The organism is Promicromonospora sp. NPDC050262, from assembly GCF_040655935.1.
Classification (GTDB): domain Bacteria; phylum Actinomycetota; class Actinomycetes; order Actinomycetales; family Cellulomonadaceae; genus Promicromonospora.
Window position 1 is genome coordinate 142,255 of sequence record NZ_JBFAKX010000009.1, and the last position, 18,670, is coordinate 160,924.

Sequence of the window (18,670 nt, forward strand, 5' to 3'; positions counted from 1 at the left end):
GGCTAGGGCGCGCCGCCGCTGGTGGCGGGCTCGTCCGCGGGCCGGTCGGCGGGCTCGTCGGGCTCGTCAGGCTCGTCGCCGGCCGTCGCCGCGGACCGGCGCTCCGCCTGGGCGTCGCGCATCCGCTCGGCGGCGTCGTACCCGAGCGCGGCCTCGGCCGCCTCGTCGGCGAGGGCCAGGCCGGCCGTGCCGTACAGGTGGAACACCGCGTCGGCGCCGTGCCGCTCGAGCTCGGCCGCGTCGTCGTCGTACCGGGCGATGGCGGCGACCGTGCCGTCGAAGCCGCTCGCCCGCAGCTGGGACAGCGCGATGAGGTTGGCGGCGTGGAACGGCATGGCGAGGATGGCGAGGCGGACGGCGCCGGCGCTGCGCACCCGGCCCCAGAACTCGATGTCCGTCGCGTCGGCCTGCACCACCGTGAAACCCTCGCCGCGCAGGGCCGCGACGCGGGTCGGGTCGTGCTCGACGCCCACGACGTCCAGGCCGTAGTCGTCGCGGAGCTGCCGGACGGCGCCGCGGCCGACCCGGCCCATGCCGAGCACCAGCGCCTCCGCGCCGGACACGTCGATGAGCCGCTCCTCGCGGTGCAGCCACTCGTTGGGCTTGGACGGGAAGCGCTTGGCGAGCGACATGGCGAACTCGTTGCCGCGCGTGTTGATCGCGGAGGACAGCACGAAGCTGGCGGCGACGGCGACGGCGAGCACGACGAGCCACTCGTCGTGCAGCAGGCCGGTCTGGGAGCCGACCGCGACGACGATGAGGCCGAACTCGGAGTAGTTGGCCAGCACCAGCCCGGACAGGATCGCCGTGCGTTTACGCAGGCGCATCAGGCGCAGCAGCACGGCCGTGACGATCGCCTGCAGCGGCAGCATGAGCAGCAGGAGCAACCCGACCACCGCGGCCTGCCAGGTGAGCTCGCCGGAGAAGCCGATCGAGACGAAGAAGCCGACCAGCAGCAGCTCCTTGACGGTGAACAGGTTGCGGGACAGCTCGGTCGCGGCGGGGTGACCGGCCAGGAGCATGCCCATCACGAGCGCGCCGAGGTCACCCTTGAGCCCGACGGCCTCGAACAGCGCGTAGCCCGGGCCGAGCGCGACGGCCACGCCGAACAGGGCCTGCAGCTCGCCGTGGCCCACCCGCGACCACACCTTGCGCAGCAGCCAGGCACCCGGGACAAGCAGCACGAGGGCGAACGCCCACGGGCTCGGCGGGTGGTCGGAGGCAACCGACAGGAAGACGACGGCGATCAGGTCCTGCATGACGAGCACGCCGATGGCGATCCGGCCGTAGAGGGCGGACTGGTCGGAGCGGCCGTCGAGCACCTTGACCACGAACACCGTGGAGGAGAACGACAGGGCGAGCCCGAGGAGCGCGAGAACACCCAGGCCCTCGCCCGCGAGCATCGAGAAGCCGACCACGCCGAGCAGGCCGAGGAAGCCCACCGCGATCGCGACGCTGACCAGCAGGTGCGCGACGGTGGTGAACCAGACGTCCCTGCGCAGCAGCGTCTTGACGTCGAGCTTGAGGCCGATGCCGAAGAGCAGCAGCGTCACGCCCAGGTCGGCGATGGTCCCGAGGTAGGCCGGCTCCTGGACGCCTGCTGCGTGGAGCACGAACCCGGCCACCAGGAACCCGACCAGGGGCGGCAGCCGGAGCAGCACCGCGCCCAGCCCGGCCGCGACCGTGGCTACCAGGAAGATCGCAGCGGTGGCCATGCCCCGAGTTTAGTTGTCGCGTGTTTCAGGAAACCGCCGCCTCCGCACGCAGCGCGGGTGAAAGGGTGCCCTTGTCCTCGACGGTCACGCCCTCCAGGCCCAGCCACCTGGCCATGGCGTGCAGCTCGTGCGCCAGCCGGGCCGGCGTGTGGTCCGTCAGCGTCGGTTCGGCGTGCGCCGACTGGACCCGCAGCACGCCGGCCGCCCGGTCGGCCTTGAGGTCCACGCGGGCCGTGAGCTGCGCGTCCTCGAGGAACGGGAGCACGTAGTACCCGTCGGTGCGCTGGGCGACGGGGGTATAGATGCCGATCCGGTAGCGCATGCCGAACAGGCGCTCCAGGCGGGTGCGCTCCCAGACCAGCGGGTCGAACGGGGCGAGCAGGGCCTGCCCCGCCGCGCGCCGTGGCCGGGCGGCGTCACGGTGCAGGAACCACTTCTCCGACCCGCCGGCCACACGCGCGGGCAGCAGCACGCCGTCCTCCGCGAGCTCGGCCAGGGCCCGGTCCGCGACCGGCCCCTTGAGCCGGTAGTAGTCCTTGATGCTGCGTGCGTCGCCGATCCCCTGCGCCCGCGCGCCGAGCTCCAGCAGGGCCTTCTTGGCCTCGAGCTCGGGCACGTCGACCAGGGCCGACGGCGGCAGCACCCGCTCCGGCAGGTCGTAGAGCCGCTCGAACTGCGCGTTGCGCCCCGCCGAGACCACCTCGCCGGTGAAGAACAGGTGCTCGACCACGCGCTTCTCGGTGCTCCAGTCCCACCAGGTGCCGCGCTTGCGGCGCACCGAGCGCCCCTCGGAGACGAACCGGTCGTGGATCTGGGAGGCCGACAGCGGACCCTCGGACGCCACCAGGTCGTGCACCTCGCGGACCTGCGGCGCGTCCGGCAGGCGCACGCCGTCCAGCTCGCGCCAGTCGTACTCCTCGGCGAACCACCGGCGGCGGAACGCCAGCAGCGGCCAGGCGCGCGGGGGCACGTAGGCCGCGACGTGCGCCCAGCTCTCCACGAGCCGGCGGTCCGCCACCGCGCCCCGCGTCGAGCGCCGGGCGTACCTGCCCGACACCGTGGCCCGGTCCAGCAGGTCGGTGTCGTACGGGCCCAGCCGGGAGAACAGCGGCAGCAGGTGCGCACGTGCCAGGACGTTCACCGAGTCGATCTGGAACAGGCCGAGCCGGTCGATCACGCCCTGGACGTGCCGCATGGTGCGCGGCCCGTCGGTGCGCGGGCGATGCAGGCCCTGGGCCGCCACGGCGACCCGGCGGGCCTGGTCGAGGGTCATCTGGATCGGTTGCACGGCCCCATCCTGCCGCGCACCACTGACACTGACCGGCCGGAGGGATGGGTGGGCGCACAGGCCTGTGGACAACCGGCGGCAAGGCGCGCGGGCGGGCAGGGTGGTCGGGTGCGTCCCGTCCGCGAGCTCGCTCGCCTCCTGCTGCCCGTCACCTGTCCCTGCGGCGAGCTCGACGTGCCCTGGTGCGCCGGGTGCGCGGCCCTCCTGGCCGGCCCGTTCGCGCGGGTCGAGCACGGCGCGCCCCGCCTGGACCGGCTCGACGGCGTGCCCCCGGTGCCCGTGTGGGCGCTCACGCCGTACGCCGGCCCCGTGCGCGACGTCGTCGTGCACTGGAAGGACCGCGGGCGGGCCGACCTCGACCGCCTCCTCGCACCGGCGCTGTGCCGGGCCGTCGCCCGCCTGGGGCCGGTGCTCTCCCCCGCGTGCGGCGCACCACTCGCGGTCGTACCCGTGCCGTCCACGGGAGCCGCGCGCCGGGCGCGCGGCCGCGAGCCCGTGGCCGTCCTGGCCCGGTCGGTGGCCCTGGGGCTGCACGACGGCGGGGTGCCCGCGCGCGTGGTACCCGCCCTCGCCCGGACCGGCCGCGGGCGTGACCAGGTGGGCCTCGGCGCACGGGCCCGCGGGCGCAACCTGAGCGGTTCCGTCCGCATGACGAGACGCGGGGCGCGGGCGCTCGGACAAAGATCCATGTGCATTCTTGTGGACGACGTGCTCACGACCGGCGCGACCCTCGCCGCCGTCGAACGGGCCCTCGAGGGCTGCGGGCACGACGTGCTGGGAGCAACCGTGCTGGCAGCGACGCCGACCCCCGGGACGCGAGCCGCGGATCGCGGAAACGTGACCGTCGGGTGAAAGCGGCGTTCCGATCCGAACCTGAAAGTGTGACAGATCTGTGTCGTCTTGTTCACCGTTGGTTGGGACTGTCGTTACCCAGGCGACGGAGTTAGCCTGAACCTCCCACGCAAGATCCGAGGCTCGACGAAGTTGTCGGGCGCCGCGACGGGAGGTGGTTCGTGCCCGGCACCAGCAGGGGGTGCCAGACCCAGTAGAGACGGGCGCGCGCCGCCGGCAAGGGACGGCGTGGCCCAGAGTTCCCGGAGCGGAGATACGCACATGGAAATTGTCGTTGTCGGCAGGCACACGGACGTGGCAGACCGTTTTCGCCAGCACGTGGAGGACAAGCTCGCCAAGGTGGAGCTGCTGTCCCCCTACGTACGCCGGGTGGACGTGGAGGTCACGCACGAGAACAACCCGAGGCTGTCCGAGAACCGCGAGCGCGTCGAGCTCACGCTGCGCGCCAAGGGCCCGGTGATCCGCGCCGAGGCTGCGGCAGACGACCGCTTCGGCGCCCTGGACCTCGCGATCGACAAGCTGAACGAACGACTCCGCCGAGCCCGGGACCGTCGCAAGGACCACCGGAACAACAAGGTGCTCGCCCCCGTGGACGTGCGCCCGCTCGACGAGATCCTGACCGACGGCGGCTCCGGTGGACCCGAGCCCCAGATCTCGACCCCGGCAGCGCTGGCCGCGCCGGGTGACTCCGTGGAGACCACGATCGGCGACTCGCCCGTGGTGATCCGCCAGAAGCTGCACCACGCCGACCCGATGACCCTCGACGACGCGGTCTACGAGATGGAGATGGTGGGCCACGACTTCTACCTCTTCATCGACAAGGAGACGTCGCGTCCGTCCGTGCTCTACAAGCGCAAGGGCTGGTCGTTCGGTGTGATCCAGCTCGACAACCCGTGCGGCGGCGCCCCGGTCACCGACCTGACGTAGCGAGACGGTGTAGCCGAGAGGGCACGGCCGAGAGCAGGACGGCGGCGAGGCGGATGCGGTTCCGCCTCGCCGCCGTCGTGTCTCCCGGCCGGACCCGGCCGGGTCAGCCGGGGTAGCTGACGAGGTCCACGTCCTCGGCGATCGGCTGCCAGACGCCGGTCTCCTCGTGCTCCAGGCTGCCGTCCTCGGTGAGCACGAGGATCCCCTCGTCGTTCACGCCCGCCGCGATCTGCACGACGTCGGTGAGCCCCGGGAGCTGGCGCGACTGCCCGGCGGTGCCGGCCAGGCCGCCGACGCCCGCGTTCCAGACGGAGGACGTCCCCTGACCGTTCCGGGTCAGGAGGGCGAGCGTGGTGAGCCCCGCCCAGCGGGCCTCCACGACGTCGGCCACCGGCGCGGCGACCGAGAGCGCCGGCGCCAGGCTGACCGGGGCGTGCTCGGCGTCGCGCACGATGCCGGCCACCTGCACCTGCCGGCCGGACGGCGTCTCGCTGACGACCGCGACGCGCGAGCCCTCCGGCGACACCGAGACGCTGATCACCCTGCGGCCCTTGAGCCACTCGGGCTTCAGCTCGACCACGTCGAGCGCGTCCGTCGCCACCCGCAGCTTGCCCGCGTCGCCGCTGGTCCACGTGCTGCCGAACTTGTCCACCGACGGCGCCGCCAGGTCGGACCCCTCCAGGACCGGAACCGGGCCCTCGCCCTCGTCGAGGGAGAGGTTGACGATCCGGTCCGTGCCGTCGCGCACCACGATGGGTGTGGTCCCGGGGCTGACGGCGAGCGCGGTCGGGTCGATGCCCGACAGGTCGACGGACACGTCGTGCTCGACGAGCCGGCCGTCGTCCACCCGGAACAGGCTGTCGTCCTGGAGCACGATCGCCTGGGCGATCGTCGCCGGGAGGTCCACGTCGGCCGCGTCGACCGACAGCCGGTTCTGGTTGCTGAACAGCTCGACGGGAATCACCCGGCCGGCGCCCTCGGAGAGGGTCGCGGAGAACTGCGCCGCGATCACCGCGCGCTGCGCCGCGGGCACCTCGCTGATCTGCTCGGTGAGCCGGATCGGCACGACGTCGGCGTCGTCCCTGCTCTGGACGGAGGGCGAGACGAGCCCGGTCCCGTCCGGCACCAGGGACTGCGTGGCGCCCTGGAGCCACTCGGGCGGCCCGGCGAGGATCTGCTCCACGGCCACCTTCTGCCACAACCGGCGCGGGAACCAGCGCAGGTCGGGCACCAGGGTCGTGACCTCGTTCGCGCTCGGGAAGTACAGCCGCGTGGCCCGGTACTGGTTGGCGAAGAGGTTGGCGGGCACGAGCACACCGTTGTCGAGGGCCGAGATGCGCCACTCGCCGCCCACCATGACGAGCGTGAACCGGTAGCCGACCTCGCGCGGGCTGCCCACCTCGGTGTAGGCGCCGGTGCTGTCCAGGGTCGCGATGGTCGTCGCCTTGACGACGATCTCCACCGTGTCGGTGGTCCCGAGGTCGATCTCCTCCTCCAGCGGCTCCGGCAGCGGCGCCTCGCGGACGACGCGCACCGCCTCGTCCGGGTTCCAGGCGACCGAGACATCGGCCGTGAGGAACTCCCGGGCGGTCTGGAACTCCTTGGGCGACGTCGCCGCAGCCGCCGCAGCGCCGAGGAAGCCCGACACGATCGCCTGCGGCTCCGTGCCGGGCATGGGTCCGCGCGGCAGCATCGCGATGTCGGCCTGCGGCTCGACGGGCGCGGTGCCCACCCGGACGGGGCCGGAGGTGGGGATCTGGGCGCAGGCACCGAGCCCGACGGCGGTGAGCAGGGCGACGGCGACGGCGGCCACCGTGTTCGCCGCCCTGCGGTTCGCTGCCCTGCGCATCAGTGCACCTCCAGGTCGTTCGTCGCGGGTCTCGATCCGGCGCGCTCGCCGCGCTCGTCCGGCTCCGCGAGATCCAGCCCTGCGAGCTCCGGCTCCGCGAGCTCCGGCTCCGCGAGCTCCGGCTCGCCGGGCTCGGTACGGGAAGGCCTGGAGTCCGACAGACCCTGACCGGACAGGTCCGGGATCTGCGTCGGCGTCGGACCGGCGGCCGGGTGCACCGCGGGGACCTGACCCGTGCGCGCGCCGAGCCCGTGCGAGGCGGGCGCCATGGTCACCGGCGGCTCCCCCAGCTGGATGCCCGCGCTGCGCGGGAGCGTGAGGCGGAAGCTCGCCCCCTGCCCCGGGCGGCCCCAGGCGTCGAGGCGGCCCGCGTGCAGGTGGGCGTCCTCCAGGGCGATCGCCAGGCCCAGGCCGGAGCCGCCCGTGGTGCGGGCGCGCGCCGGGTCGGCCCGCCAGAACCGGTCGAACACGTGCTCGACCTCCTGCTTGGTCATGCCGACGCCGTAGTCGCGCACCACGACCGCCACCGCGCGGTCGCTCTCCGCGACCGTCACCTCGACGGGGCGCTCCTCCGCGTGCTCGATCGCGTTGACCACGAGGTTGCGCAGGATGCGCTCGATCCGGCGCGGGTCGAAGTCGGCTGCGGCGTCGCCGTCGGGCAGGCGCACCGAGACCCGGACGTCCTTGGTCTCCGCCAGCGGGGCGGCCTGCTCCACCACGGACATGACCAGGTCGCCCAGGTCGCGGCGCTCGGCGTCGAGCACGGCGGCGCCGGCGTCGAACCGGCTGATCTCCAGCAGGTCGGCCAGCAGCGACTCGAACCGGTCGATCTGACCCAGCAGCAGCTCGGCGGACCGGCTGGCGTCCGCGTCCATCTGGTCACGCGACTCGTGGATGATCTCGCTCGCCATCCGGATGGTCGTCAGCGGTGTGCGCAGCTCGTGCGACACGTCGGAGACGAACCGCCGCTGCATCGCGGAGAGCTCCTCCATGCGCCGGATCTGGTCCTGCAGGCTCTCGGCCATCTCGTTGAACGACCGCGCCAGGCTCGCCATCTCGTCGGCGCCCCGCGCGCCGGGCATGCGCTCCGAGAGGTGCCCCTCGGCGAGGCGCTCGGCCACGGTCGCGGCCCTCGTCACCGGCGTCACCGTCTGCCGGGCCATCGTCCACGTGACGACGCCGAGCAGGGCCAGCATCCCGAACCCGCCCGCGAGCAGCACGCGGTGCACGAACGATAGCGTCTCCTGCTCGGGCTCCAGGGAGTAGAGGTAGTAGATCTCGTAGCGGGCGTCGGGCGCCGCCTGGACCGTGGAGCCCACGATGACGCCAGGCCGGACCACGCTCGGGTCGTCGACCGCCGGGATGCCCACCGCCTGCAGCACCTGGTCGTCCTCGGAGGCGATGTTCGCCTGGCGCAGCTCGTCGGTGATGACCACGTCCCTCAGGTCGCCCCGGGACACGACGTCGGACACCTGCGCGGTACCGCCGGGCTCCTGCAGCAGGAAGTAGTCCTGCGCGGTGGAGCCGCTGGTGGCGGTGAGCGTCGAGACCGTGTCGTTGAGCAGGCTCTGCAGGTCGCCGTTCGACGTCGTCGCGGAGTTCGAGAAGTTCTCCGAGACCTGCGTCGTCAATGCGGCGGCCTCCCGGTCGATCGCCGCGAGCCGCTGCTCGTAGATCCCGTCCCGCACCGACGTCGACAGGTACAGCCCGAGCACCGCGATCGCCGCCAGGCCGATCGCGAGCGCGGTGGTGACGACACGCAGCTGCAGCGAGGAGCGCCACTGCGCGACCCCGCGGCGGGTGGCCCGGACCGTGACCACCCGGACCCGTGAGACCACTCGGCGAAGCCGTGTGACCAGGCCGGACGGCATCAGCGTGTCGCGCCCGCCTTGTAGCCGACGCCGCGCACCGTCAGGACGATCTCCGGGTTCTCCGGGTCACGCTCGATCTTGGAGCGCAGGCGCTGCACGTGGACGTTGACCAGGCGCGTGTCCGCGCTGTGCCGGTAGCCCCACACGCGCTCCAGCAGCACCTCGCGCGTGAAGACCTGCCACGGCTTGCGCGCCAGCGCGACGAGCAGGTCGAACTCGAGCGGGGTGAGCGCGATGCGCTCGCCGTCGCGCGTCACGGTGTGGCCCGTGACGTCGATCTCGACGTCGCCCACGACCAGCCGCTCCGGGCCCGGGTCCTCGCTGCGGCGCAGGCGGGCCTTGATCCGGGCGACGAGCTCCTTGGGCTTGAACGGCTTGGACACGTAGTCGTCGGCGCCGGACTCGAGGCCCACCACCACGTCGAGCGTGTCCGACTTGGCCGTCAGCATGATGATCGGCACGCCCGACTCGGCGCGGATCTCGCGGCAGACCTGGACGCCGTCCTTGCCCGGCAGCATGAGATCGAGCAGCACGAGGTCTGGCTGATGGGTCCGGAACATGCCCAGCGCGGAGTCCCCGTCGGCGCAGAAGATCGCCTCGATGCCCTCGCCCTTGAGGACGATGCCGATCATCTCCGCCAGTGCTGTGTCGTCGTCGACGACAAGAACTCGTACCTTCATGCCCTCCAGTGTGCCAGCCTGGTCCAGCAAACCCGGCCTTGTGGGCCCCGACCTGGCGTGTTCGGCCCAGGTTCACCCGGTGGGGGTATGCCGCGGGCCGCGGGTGGACCGCATCCCGGTACGGGGGAAAACCCCCGGACAACCCGGCGGTCGACCCCATGTCGCCGCCGCCCCGTGAGGGGCGAACCTGGCACCATGACAACCATGACCGCCGACCGGCTCGCACCCGTCGCCGTCCCGGGCGGCGCCGCGCGGCCTGGCCCCGGCTTCCTCACCGCACCGTTCGCGGCCCGCACCTGGCGCGAGCAGGGCTACCTGACGCTGGTGCTCCTGCTGGCCCCGTTCGCCCTGACCTACACGCTCTTCGCGGTCAGCTTCACGGCCGGCATCGCCGTCACGGTGGTCGGGCTGTTCGTGGCCGGGGCCGTCGTGGCCGGTGGCCGCGGCTGGGGCGCGATGTACCGCGGTCTCGCCCGCGACCTGCTCGACCTCGAGGTCGCCGTGCCCGCCCCGTACGTCCGGCCGCGCGGCTTCTGGCGCACGATCGGCTCCCTGATCGGCGACGCCACCGGGTGGCGCGCCCTGCTGTTCATGTTCGTCACCTTCCCCCTCGCCATCCTGTCCTTCGTCACGAGCATCACGTTCCTGGCCACCGGCCTGGGCGGCCTGACCTACTGGTTCTGGTACCGGTACCTGCCGGAGCAGACCGGCAGCGACGGCGCGCTGCACCGCGGCGCCCAGTTCGGCGACGCCTACTTCCTGGACACGCCCCCGCGCCTGGCCCTCGCCGCGCTCGCCGGGCTGCTGCTGCTCCTCTGCTGGCCGTGGATCACGCGGATGTTCGCGCTGCTCTTCCGGGTGCTCACCGCCGGCCTGCTGAGCCCCACCCGGGCGAGCCTGCGGGTCGCCGAGCTGGAGCGGTCCCGCACCGGCACCGTGGACGACGCCGACGCCCGCCTGCGCCGCATCGAGCGCGACCTGCACGACGGCACACAGGCCCGCCTGGTCGCCGTCGCCATGCAGCTCGGCGAGGCGCGCGAGCAGCTGGCCGACGGCGGCGACGTCACCCAGGCCGCCGAGCTGGTCGACACCGCGCACGCGTCGACCAAGGAGGCGCTCACCGAGCTGCGCGAGCTGGCCCGGGGCATCCATCCGCCGGCGCTCGACAGCGGCCTCGGCGTGGCGCTGGAGACCCTCGCGGCACGGTCGGCCCTGCCCGTCACCGTCGACGTGGACCCGAGCGTCGAGGCGGACGGCCGCCTGGCCCCGGCGCTGGAGTCGATCGCCTACTTCAGCGTCGCCGAGCTCGTCACGAACGCGGCCAAGCACGCACGCGCCTCCGGCGTGTACGTGCTGGTCGAGCCCGCGGCCGAGGTCGGCGGCGCAGGGGCGGCGCTCCGGATCCGGGTGCGCGACGACGGCCGCGGCGGCGCCGTGGTCGTCGCGCCCGACGGCTCGGGTCTTCGGTCCGGCCTGGCCGGGCTGGCCGACCGGGTGCGGTCCGTCGACGGCACGTTCGACCTGTCCAGCCCCGCCGGCGGGCCTACGGTGGTCACCGTGACCCTGCCCACCCCCAGCCCGTCCGGACGCGCGTGACCGGCCCGGCCGACCCGACGTCCGGCACCGGCACCACCGGCACCGGTCTGCGCGTGATCGTCGCGGAGGACTCGGCGATCCTGCGCGACGGCCTCGCCGCGCTCCTGACGCGACGGGGCCACACCGTGACCGGCGTCGGCGACGGGAACGCGCTGGAGCGCGAGGTCGCCCGCGCCGTCCGGGAGGAGTCGCTGCCCGACGTCGTCGTGGCGGACATCCGCATGCCGCCCACCTTCACCGACGAGGGCCTGCGGGCCGTGCTGAGCCTGCGCGCCCGGCACCCGCGCCTGCCCGTGCTGCTGTTCTCGCAGTACGTGGAGACGCGGTACGCGAGCCGGCTCCTGGCCGGCGACGCACGCGGCGTCGGCTACCTGCTCAAGGACCGGGTGGCCGACGTGCGCGACTTCGTCGACGCGCTCGGCCGCGTGGCGCAGGGCGCCACGGTGCTGGACCCGGAGGTGGTCACGCAGCTCATGGGCTCCGCTCGGCAGGACACCGCCCTGGACCGCCTGTCGGCCCGGGAGCGCGAGGTGCTGGGTCTGATGGCGCAGGGCCGGTCCAACAAGGCGGTCGCGGACCTGCTGCACCTGTCGGCCGGGGCGGTCGAGAAGAACGTCGCGGCCATCTTCACCAAGCTGGACCTGCCGCAGGACGCCGCCGACCACCGCCGGGTCCTGGCCGTGCTCCGCCACCTCGGCGTGTGACCGCGCGCGGAGCCCACGACCGAAAACCGATAGACCCCCTAACGTTTCTTGTCTAGCATGTGTCCGATTCGGCATGGACCGGATGAACCGGACAAGTGGACAGGGGAGATCTATGGGCAGAACGCAGAGGTTGCGCCTCGCGGCCATGGCGGCCGCCGTGACCGTCACGGCGACGGTGGCCGTCGTCCCGACGGCCTGGGGCGCGGCCGCCACCGGCGCGCCGCCGGCCCGCGTGGCCAAGACCGCCGACACCGGGATCGTGTCGGCCGTCGCGCCGGTCCTGAAGGCGGACGGCGCCTCCCGGCGCACCTACTCCGCCCAGGAGCTGCAGCGGGTCGACGCGGAGGGCGGGGACCCCGCCGTGCTGGAGTACTGGACGGAGGAGCGGATGGCGGCAGCGAAGCCGTTGGACGCCCCCGGGGACCCCGCGCTCGTCGAGAAGATGGCGAAGGGGGTCGCCGCGGAGCTCATGGCCGGCACCACGGTGGGCCGCGCGGGCGGCCTGCCGGCGGCCCCGCTGGGTGACGCCGCCCAGGACGGCAAGGTCGTGACCCGCCCGGTGGCACCCGAGGGCGCCCCGGCGGGCGGGGCGCAGACCCAGTCGATCAACACGTTCCCGATCAGCACCGGCAAGCTCTTCATCGGTGGCTACGGGAGCGGGAGCTACTGCTCGGCGGCCACGATCAACACCAGGTCGAAGCGGGTGGTGATCACCGCCGGGCACTGCGTGCACGAGGGCCGGGGCGGTACCTGGCACAGCAACCTGGTCTTCGTGCCGAGGTACGACGGCACCGCGGCCGACCCGACGCCCTACGGGACGTTCCAGGCGCGCACCCTGCACACCTTCAAGACCTGGGTCCAGAAGGGCGGCACGGCGCAGGGCTGGTACCGCGACGTCGGGATGATGACCACGTTCGCGAACGAGGCGGGGCAGCGCGTGGTCCCGGCCGTCGGCGGCAACGGGCTGAAGATCGACCAGTACTACCGCTGGCCGGTGAAGGTCTTCGGGTACCCGTCGAACCGCGACTACGGCGAGGTGATGTGGGGCTGCCAGGGCATGACCCGCAAGAGCAGCGTCGCGGCCCGCACCTCGCTGATCAGCGGGTGCAACTTCGGCACCGGGTCCTCCGGCGGCCCGTGGGTGTGGCACTACAGCGACCGCACGCGCCTGGGGTACGTCCGCGGGGTCACCTCGTACGGGACCCCGCAGAACCGGTCCATCGGCGCGCCGCACTTCGACAGCGCGGTGCACCGGCTCGCCGTCCAGACCAACGGGTGAGCAGCAGCGCCCGGCCGCCTCGTGCGACCGGGCGCTGCTCGTCCGGGTCGGCCGGCGGCCGCTCCGTGAGAGCCGGTCGGTCAGAGCCGGCCGGCGGCCTTGAGGGCCAGGTACTCGTCGGCGAGCCGCGGCGCGAGGTCGTCCGGCAGCGCCTCGACGACGTCGGCCCCGTAGCGGCGCAGCATCGTGGTGACCGCGGTGCGTTCCAGGTCGCCCCGGGCCGCGGCCGCTGCGTCGTACACGTCGGCCACCGTCTCGCGGCCGGCGCGCAGCGCCGCCACCTCCTCGTCCGCGACGGAGGCGACGACCACGGTGTGGTCGCGGGCGAGCTGGTCCACCACGGGCAGCAGGCCGTTCTCCACCGCCGCCGGGTCCAGGGTGGTGAGCAGCACCACCAGCGCGCGCTGCGTCATCCGGGTGCGCACCTGCGCCACCACGCCCGGCCAGTCCGTCTCCAGCAGCACGGGGTCCACGGTGGCCAGCGACTCCGCCAGGGCCGGCATGAGCCGGGGTCCGGCGGCACCCGCCACACGCGCCCGCACGGTGCGGTCGAACGCCACGAGCTCCACGCGGTCGCCCGCGTGCCCGGCCAGCGCCGAGAGCAGCAGCGCCGCCTCGATGCTGGCGTCCAGGCGCGGCGCGCCCGTCGAGTCGGGCGCGCCCACGCGGGCCGCGGCCGTGCGGCCGGTGTCCAGGACGATCAGCACGCGCCGGTCCCGCTCGGGACGCCAGGTGCGCACCACCACCTCACGACGGCGGGCGGTGGCCCGCCAGTCGATCGAGCGGACGTCGTCGCCCACCACATACTCCCGCAGCGAGTCGAACTCCGTGCCCTCGCCGCGGATCTGCACGGCGGCGCGGCCGTCCATCTCCCGCAGCCGGGCCAGGCGCGACGGCAGGTGCTTGCGGCTGGCGAACTCCGGCAGCACGCGCAGCCGGCCCGGGACGGGCAGCGTCACCTGGCGGCCGGCCAGGCCCAGCGGCCCGAGGCTGCGGACGGTCACGCCGCCCGCCGCCCGGTCGCCGCGCCGCGTCGGCACGAGGACGGTCGGCAGGCGCGCGGCCTCGCCGTCGGGCAGGTCCACGTGGTGGCGCCCCGGCCCGCCCGACGCCGGGCGCACGCGGTCGGACCTGCCCCGCCCCGGACCCGCACCGGCCGACGGGCCCCACGCGTCCCGGACCACCGCCCGCAAGCGCCGGCCGGACGCGTTGCGGACCACGAGCTCGCTCGTCGCCTCGGAGCGCAGCCGGACCGACGCCGGCACGCGCCGCTGCACCGCCACGCGGCGCGGAGAGGCGGCCAGGACGACGTCGGCCACGCACACCAGGACCACGAACGTGGCCCAGACCAGCACCGTCCCGTTGGCCGGCAGGAGCAGCACGGGCACCACGCCGAGCCCCATCAGGGCGGCAGCCCGCCACGTCACGACCATGCGGCCCTCAGCGCGGCACGGGCACGGAGGCCAGCACCGTGTCCAGCACGCCCTCGGCGGTGACGCCCTCGAGCTCGGCCTCGGCGCGCAGCTGCACGCGGTGCCGCAGCGTCGGGTGGGCCAGCGCCTTGATGTCGTCCGGCGTCACGAACGAGCGGCCCGACAGCCACGCCCAGGCCCGCGCCGTGCGCAGCAGCGCGGTGGCGCCACGCGGCGAGACACCGAGCGAGAGCGACGGCGAGAACCGCGTGGCGCGGCACACGTCGACGGCGTAGCCCAGCACCTCGCGCGACACCTGGACGCGCGCGACCTCGGCGCGGGCGCGCTCCAGCACCCCGGCGTCGGCCACGGGCGTGACGCCGGCGGCCGCCAGGTTGCGGGGGTCGAACCCGGCGGCGTGCCGGGCCAGGACCTCGACCTCCTGCTCCCGCTCGGGCAGCGGCAGCACGAGCTTGAGCAGGAACCGGTCGAGCTGGGCCTCGGGCAGCGGATAGGTGCCCTCGTACTCGACGGGGTTCTGGGTGGCGATGACCAGGAACGGGTCCGGCAGCGGGCGCGGCGTGCCGTCCACCGACACCTGACGCTCCTCCATCGCCTCCAGCAGGGACGCCTGGGTCTTGGGGGGCGTGCGGTTGATCTCGTCCGCCAGCACCAGGTTGGTGAACACCGGTCCCTCGCGGAACGAGAACTCGGCCGTGCGCGCGTCGTAGACGAGCGAGCCCGTCACGTCGCCCGGCATGAGGTCGGGCGTGAACTGGATGCGCTTGGTGTCCAGCTTCAGGGCCGCCGCGAGGGTGCGGACCAGCAGCGTCTTGGCGACACCCGGCACACCCTCCAGGAGCACGTGGCCCTGGCACAGCAGCGCGATGAGCAGGCTGGTCACGGCCGCGTCCTGCCCGACGACGGCCTTGCCCACCTCCGTACGGACCGCCGCCAGGGCGGAGCGCAGCTCCTGCGACGGGGCGGGCGGCTGGGCCGGGGCGGGCGCGGCGTCGACCGGGCCGGCCGCGGCCGGGCCGTTCACCGGCACCGTCTGCACGGTCTGGGCCGCCGGGGCGGCGGGCGCCCCGGGCTGCCCGGCCTGCGGGTCGGACGTCGGCTCCGCGGGCCGGCTCGCGCTCTGCGCGGGGAAGGCTGGTTCGGTCACGGTCGGTGGACCTCGCTCTCCAGGGTGTCGAGTCGGCGCACGAGCTCGGCGAGCGCGGCGTCGTCAGCGGGCGGTGGGCCGTAGAGCAGGTCTGCCACCTGCTGCGACGGGCGGTTCGTGGCGGCCACGACGGCGTCGACCACGGTGTTGGCGTCGGACGAGCGGGCCAGACCGAGGCGCGAGGCGATCCGGTCGGCGGACGCCGCCCGCAGGCCGGCGGCGGCGTGCCCGCGGGCGCGGGCGGCCCGGTACAGGCGAGCGCGACCGCGCGTGGCCTCGGCCGAGCGGACGAGCACCGGCAGGTCCTCGACGACCAGCGGCCCCATGCGGCGCACGCGCCAGAGCGCGAGCAGCACCGCGGCCAGCAGGGCCACCAGGGCGACCGGCGCGGAACCGGGCGGCATGACCGCGTTCACCTGGCCACGTTCGGCGGGGGTGGGCTCGTCGCTGCCGGTGGTGATGTCCATCGGGTCCGGGACCAGCCAGACGAGGTCCTCGTTCTGGCCGAGCATCCACAGCGCGAGCGCCGAGTTGCCCTCGTCGAGGACGGTGCCGTTGCGGAGCACCGCGGGGTCGCTGACCACGGTCACCGACCGGTCCGGGAAGTCCAGGCGGGCGTAGGCGAACGCGCCGGCGCCGTCCGGCCAGCACAGGACCGGGCGCACGTGGTCGCCGGCGGCGGACGCGTCGTACAGACCGGGCGCCAGCGTGACCGCGCCCGCCGCCTGCGCCGCCGGGTCGTCGCACTGCGGCTCGACCGGGTCGGGCCGCTCGCCGTAGGTGATGTCGAGCTTGTCGCGGCTCACGCCCGCGACCATGCTGTAGTCCGGGTTGAGCACGACGAGGTCGGCACCCGTGCGGTTGAGCGCGGAGACCTGGTCGTCCGCGAAGAACGACGGGTTCGGCGTGACCAGGAGCGTGCTGTCCGGCCCGGCCGCGGCGACGGCGTCGGCCACCGAGGTGACGTGGGTGATGCGCACACCCTGGTCCTTCAGGACCTCGGCCACGGCCATGGCCCCGTCCGGCTCCGGGTTGTCCGGCGCGTTGGGCTCGGCGGACGTCGGTGTGCGGACCACCGCGAGGAACAGGACGAACAGGGCGACCGCGGCGAGCACCGTCAGCGGCCAGCGCATCCGGCGCCACCGGCTCGCGGCGCGTGACCGGCCCGTGGTGTCGTCGCCGATGACCACCGGCGGCTCGTCGACCGGCCCCGTGGCCGCGGCCGGCACCGCCGAGGGCGGCGTCGGGGCGGGCGGCGCGGGGGCGTACGGGGAGGGCAGCTGCGTGGTCATGCGGACACCCCCGGCTTCTCGTGGGCGCCCCGGGCGGCGTCCGCGGGCTCGTCGTCGTGCGTATCGGGGCCGGAGCCCGTGCCGGTAGCGGTCGCGGGGACCGCCGCGGGCCGGGCCGCGGTGACCTGGGCGTCGAGCTCGCGGAGCGCGGCGTCGTCCGCCGCCGTGGCGACCCGGTCGCCGTACTCGACGCCGTCGAACAGGTCGGCGCCCGAGCGCAGACCGGCGGCCTGTCCGGGCAGGCGCTCGCCCGCGTCGCCCGCGGCCTCCTGCGCCGTGCGGCCGGGTCGCGGCTCGATGATCACCCGCTCCTCCAGGGACCGGACGACGGCGCGGAAGCGTTCCACGGCCGCCGTCCGCCAGTCGCCCGACGCCGCCGCGGCGTCGGCCGCGGCGCGCATCTGCGCGGCCGTCCGCGCGTCGTCGGCGTCGAGCACCTCGGCCTTTCCCGTCCGGTCGCGGCCGAGCCGCACCGGTCCGGCGATCAGCCAGGCGATCACCAGGACGACCACGGCGACGACCGCGAGGACGATCCCGAGCTGGGGCCCCGACATCGCGGTGTCGGGCCAGTCGATGCCGTTCAGCCAGTCCAGGACCCAGCGGATCACGCGCGACAGCAGCGACTCGCGCTCCGCGTACTCGGGGCGCTGCAGCTCGCTCGTCAGCCACTCGCGTGCGGTGTCCCGGTCCGGGACGACGGGCAGATCGGCCCTCATGTCACTTGTCCGCCGCGGCTGCGGCCGCGGCCTGCAGCTGCACGTCCAGTCCCTCGCGACGCATCCGGGTGTCGATGTAGAGCAGGGCGGTGACGCCACCGAGGAACAGGACGCTCATGCCGCCCGTGATGACGTAGGTGACCCCGTAGCTGACGGCCACGGCCACGTCGCTGGCGGACATCATCGCCAGGCCCAGGACGGCGCCGATCGGGAGGGACACGATCTGACCGATCACGCTCAGGATGATCGAGGTCAGCAGGTAGATGCCGAGCACCCGCCAGAACGAGCCGCGCGAGAGCTTCCAGGCGCGGGTGAACGTCGCCCAGAAGCCGCCGCCCTCGACCGCGAGCGCGGGCGGGACGAGGATCACGCGGGTGAACGCCCAGACGCCGGCCACCACGAGCCCGGCGAGCACGACGAGCAGGCCGACCACGCCGAGCGTCGGGTCCACGGAGAACAGCCCGACGACGATGCCGACGGCGAGCACGTAGGCCACGAGCACGACGAGGGTGCTCAGCAGCGAGAAGCCGATCAGGAACCAGGCCCGCTTGGCGACGCGACGCCACGCGTCGGACACCGAGATCTTGCGGCCGATGACCGAGTCGCTGACGGAGACGGCCATGACGCCCATGGCGAGAGGCGAGGCGAGCATGAGCAGCAGGCTCGTGCCGAGCAGCGACCCGTAGGTCACCCCCAGCATGTCCTGCGTGAACCCGAGGTCCTGCATGGCCGGGTCGTTCTCGAGCTCCGCGAAGAAGCTGCCCCACAGGTCGGTGAACCAGGTGGTCAGCGGGATGCTGAGCAACGTGCCGATCGCGACGGCCACGACCACGATGATGGCCGTGAGCCCGAGCGTGACGGCAGGGTTGTGCCGCACGGCGCCGAACGCGCCGTCGTACAGCTCGCCCAGGGTGAGCGGGCGCAGCGGGACGATGCCGGGCTTGTCGGCCGCGGGCCGGTAGCCCGGGAGGGCGCCGCCGGGCGCGTGCTGGCCGTACTGGGTCTGCCCGTACTGGTTCTGACCGTACTGACCGGCGGGCCCGGCCGGCGGCGTCCCGTACTGCGGCTGCTCCGGCGCCTGCGGGGCCGACGGGTCGTACCCGGGCGCGTACTGCCCGTACCGCGGCGGCTCGCCCCAGCCCGTGGGCTGGGAGCCTCCGGGCTGCGGGGGCGTCGGCTGCGCCGGCTGGTCGGGTGCGCTCTCGGGCGTCGTCATGGGGCGTGCTCCGGGTGTCGTCTGCGGTGGTGCCTGTGCGCCGCAACCCTAGTACGCGGTACTGACAGGGGGCGGCGTAATTCGAGCGTGCGGGCGGGTCACCAC

The 18,670-nt window shown here is 74.1% G+C and carries 15 protein-coding genes; 5 read left to right on the plus strand and 10 right to left on the minus strand.

From position 1 onward, the window contains the following. Positions 1-2: 2 nt before the first annotated feature. Positions 3-1,715, minus strand: a complete 1,713-nt coding sequence (locus AB0I29_RS15540; RefSeq protein ID WP_357482803.1) for a cation:proton antiporter family protein — start codon at positions 1,713-1,715, stop codon at positions 3-5. Between the two features lie 25 nt (positions 1,716-1,740). Next, on the minus strand, positions 1,741-3,003 hold the full coding sequence (locus AB0I29_RS15545; RefSeq protein ID WP_357482806.1) for a crosslink repair DNA glycosylase YcaQ family protein: 1,263 nt from the start codon (positions 3,001-3,003) through the stop codon (positions 1,741-1,743). Positions 3,004-3,111: 108 nt separating this feature from the next. Between AB0I29_RS15545 and AB0I29_RS15550 the strand changes: the two genes are divergently transcribed. Further along, positions 3,112-3,855: a ComF family protein gene (locus AB0I29_RS15550; protein WP_357482809.1), complete on the plus strand. Its 744-nt coding sequence runs from the start codon at positions 3,112-3,114 to the stop codon at positions 3,853-3,855. A gap of 261 nt (positions 3,856-4,116) precedes the next feature. Next, entirely contained in the window at positions 4,117-4,782 is a 666-nt protein-coding gene (gene raiA, locus AB0I29_RS15555) for a ribosome-associated translation inhibitor RaiA (protein ID WP_285108301.1), read from the plus strand. Between the two features lie 103 nt (positions 4,783-4,885). Here raiA and AB0I29_RS15560 read toward each other — a convergent pair whose 3' ends face one another. The 3 genes from AB0I29_RS15560 to mtrA are packed head-to-tail and all read right to left on the minus strand — an operon-like array spanning position 4,886 to position 9,182. Beyond that, entirely contained in the window at positions 4,886-6,631 is a 1,746-nt protein-coding gene (locus tag AB0I29_RS15560) for an LpqB family beta-propeller domain-containing protein (RefSeq protein WP_285108299.1), read from the minus strand. Beyond that, positions 6,631-8,469, minus strand: coding sequence for an MtrAB system histidine kinase MtrB (mtrB, locus tag AB0I29_RS15565; protein WP_357482814.1), 1,839 nt, complete (start codon positions 8,467-8,469; stop codon positions 6,631-6,633). The genes AB0I29_RS15560 and mtrB overlap by 1 nt, the downstream gene beginning before the upstream one ends. A 32-nt stretch (positions 8,470-8,501) precedes the next feature. After that, positions 8,502-9,182 (minus strand): MtrAB system response regulator MtrA, encoded by a 681-nt coding sequence (gene mtrA / locus AB0I29_RS15570; RefSeq protein ID WP_182619134.1) that lies wholly within the window; start codon positions 9,180-9,182, stop codon positions 8,502-8,504. A 195-nt stretch (positions 9,183-9,377) separates the two neighbouring features. Between mtrA and AB0I29_RS15575 the strand changes: the two genes are divergently transcribed. The 3 genes from AB0I29_RS15575 to AB0I29_RS15585 all read left to right on the plus strand — a co-directional run bounded on the left by AB0I29_RS15575 (position 9,378) and on the right by AB0I29_RS15585 (position 12,761). After that, the gene (locus AB0I29_RS15575) at positions 9,378-10,778 is read left to right on the plus strand and encodes a sensor domain-containing protein (RefSeq protein WP_357482819.1); all 1,401 of its coding nucleotides are present in this window, start codon (positions 9,378-9,380) and stop codon (positions 10,776-10,778) included. Between the two features lie 47 nt (positions 10,779-10,825). Next, positions 10,826-11,482 (plus strand): response regulator transcription factor, encoded by a 657-nt coding sequence (locus AB0I29_RS15580; RefSeq protein WP_285108438.1) that lies wholly within the window; start codon positions 10,826-10,828, stop codon positions 11,480-11,482. Positions 11,483-11,594: 112 nt separating this feature from the next. After that, positions 11,595-12,761, plus strand: coding sequence for a hypothetical protein (locus AB0I29_RS15585; RefSeq protein ID WP_357482822.1), 1,167 nt, complete (start codon positions 11,595-11,597; stop codon positions 12,759-12,761). A gap of 80 nt (positions 12,762-12,841) precedes the next feature. On the opposite strand, the gene AB0I29_RS15590 is transcribed toward AB0I29_RS15585, so the two are convergent. From AB0I29_RS15590 to AB0I29_RS15610, 5 genes are read right to left on the minus strand one after another with little or no spacing between them, the layout of a single operon-like run. Next, a complete protein-coding gene (locus tag AB0I29_RS15590; RefSeq protein ID WP_357482824.1) occupies positions 12,842-14,194 on the minus strand; it encodes a DUF58 domain-containing protein in 1,353 nt (450 codons plus the stop codon). Positions 14,195-14,201: 7 nt separating this feature from the next. Next, entirely contained in the window at positions 14,202-15,341 is a 1,140-nt protein-coding gene (locus AB0I29_RS15595) for a MoxR family ATPase (protein WP_285108291.1), read from the minus strand. Further along, positions 15,338-16,633, minus strand: coding sequence for a DUF4350 domain-containing protein (locus tag AB0I29_RS15600; protein ID WP_357482828.1), 1,296 nt, complete (start codon positions 16,631-16,633; stop codon positions 15,338-15,340). The genes AB0I29_RS15595 and AB0I29_RS15600 overlap by 4 nt, the downstream gene beginning before the upstream one ends. Further along, complete coding sequence (locus AB0I29_RS15605; RefSeq protein WP_357482831.1) at positions 16,630-17,349, minus strand: DUF4129 domain-containing protein; 720 nt, start codon at positions 17,347-17,349, stop codon at positions 16,630-16,632. Before AB0I29_RS15605 ends, AB0I29_RS15600 begins: the two co-directional genes overlap by 4 nt. 1 nt (position 17,350) lies before the next feature. Next, complete coding sequence (locus AB0I29_RS15610; protein WP_285108286.1) at positions 17,351-18,565, minus strand: hypothetical protein; 1,215 nt, start codon at positions 18,563-18,565, stop codon at positions 17,351-17,353. Positions 18,566-18,670 lie beyond the last annotated feature (105 nt).

Excerpts from the sequence above, each read along its gene's own strand:
- raiA (WP_285108301.1), top strand. The coding sequence starts at position 4,117 with ATGGAAATTGTCGTTGTCGGCAGGCACACGGACGTGGCAGACCGTTTT.
- AB0I29_RS15560 (WP_285108299.1), bottom strand. The coding sequence starts at position 6,631 with ATGCGCAGGGCAGCGAACCGCAGGGCGGCGAACACGGTGGCCGCCGTC.
- AB0I29_RS15575 (WP_357482819.1), top strand. The coding sequence starts at position 9,378 with ATGACAACCATGACCGCCGACCGGCTCGCACCCGTCGCCGTCCCGGGC.
- mtrA (WP_182619134.1), bottom strand. The coding sequence starts at position 9,182 with ATGAAGGTACGAGTTCTTGTCGTCGACGACGACACAGCACTGGCGGAG.
- AB0I29_RS15605 (WP_357482831.1), bottom strand. The coding sequence starts at position 17,349 with ATGAGGGCCGATCTGCCCGTCGTCCCGGACCGGGACACCGCACGCGAG.
- AB0I29_RS15610 (WP_285108286.1), bottom strand. The coding sequence starts at position 18,565 with ATGACGACGCCCGAGAGCGCACCCGACCAGCCGGCGCAGCCGACGCCC.
- AB0I29_RS15590 (WP_357482824.1), bottom strand. The coding sequence starts at position 14,194 with ATGGTCGTGACGTGGCGGGCTGCCGCCCTGATGGGGCTCGGCGTGGTG.
- AB0I29_RS15585 (WP_357482822.1), top strand. The coding sequence starts at position 11,595 with ATGGGCAGAACGCAGAGGTTGCGCCTCGCGGCCATGGCGGCCGCCGTG.
- AB0I29_RS15540 (WP_357482803.1), bottom strand. The coding sequence starts at position 1,715 with ATGGCCACCGCTGCGATCTTCCTGGTAGCCACGGTCGCGGCCGGGCTG.
- AB0I29_RS15600 (WP_357482828.1), bottom strand. The coding sequence starts at position 16,633 with ATGACCACGCAGCTGCCCTCCCCGTACGCCCCCGCGCCGCCCGCCCCG.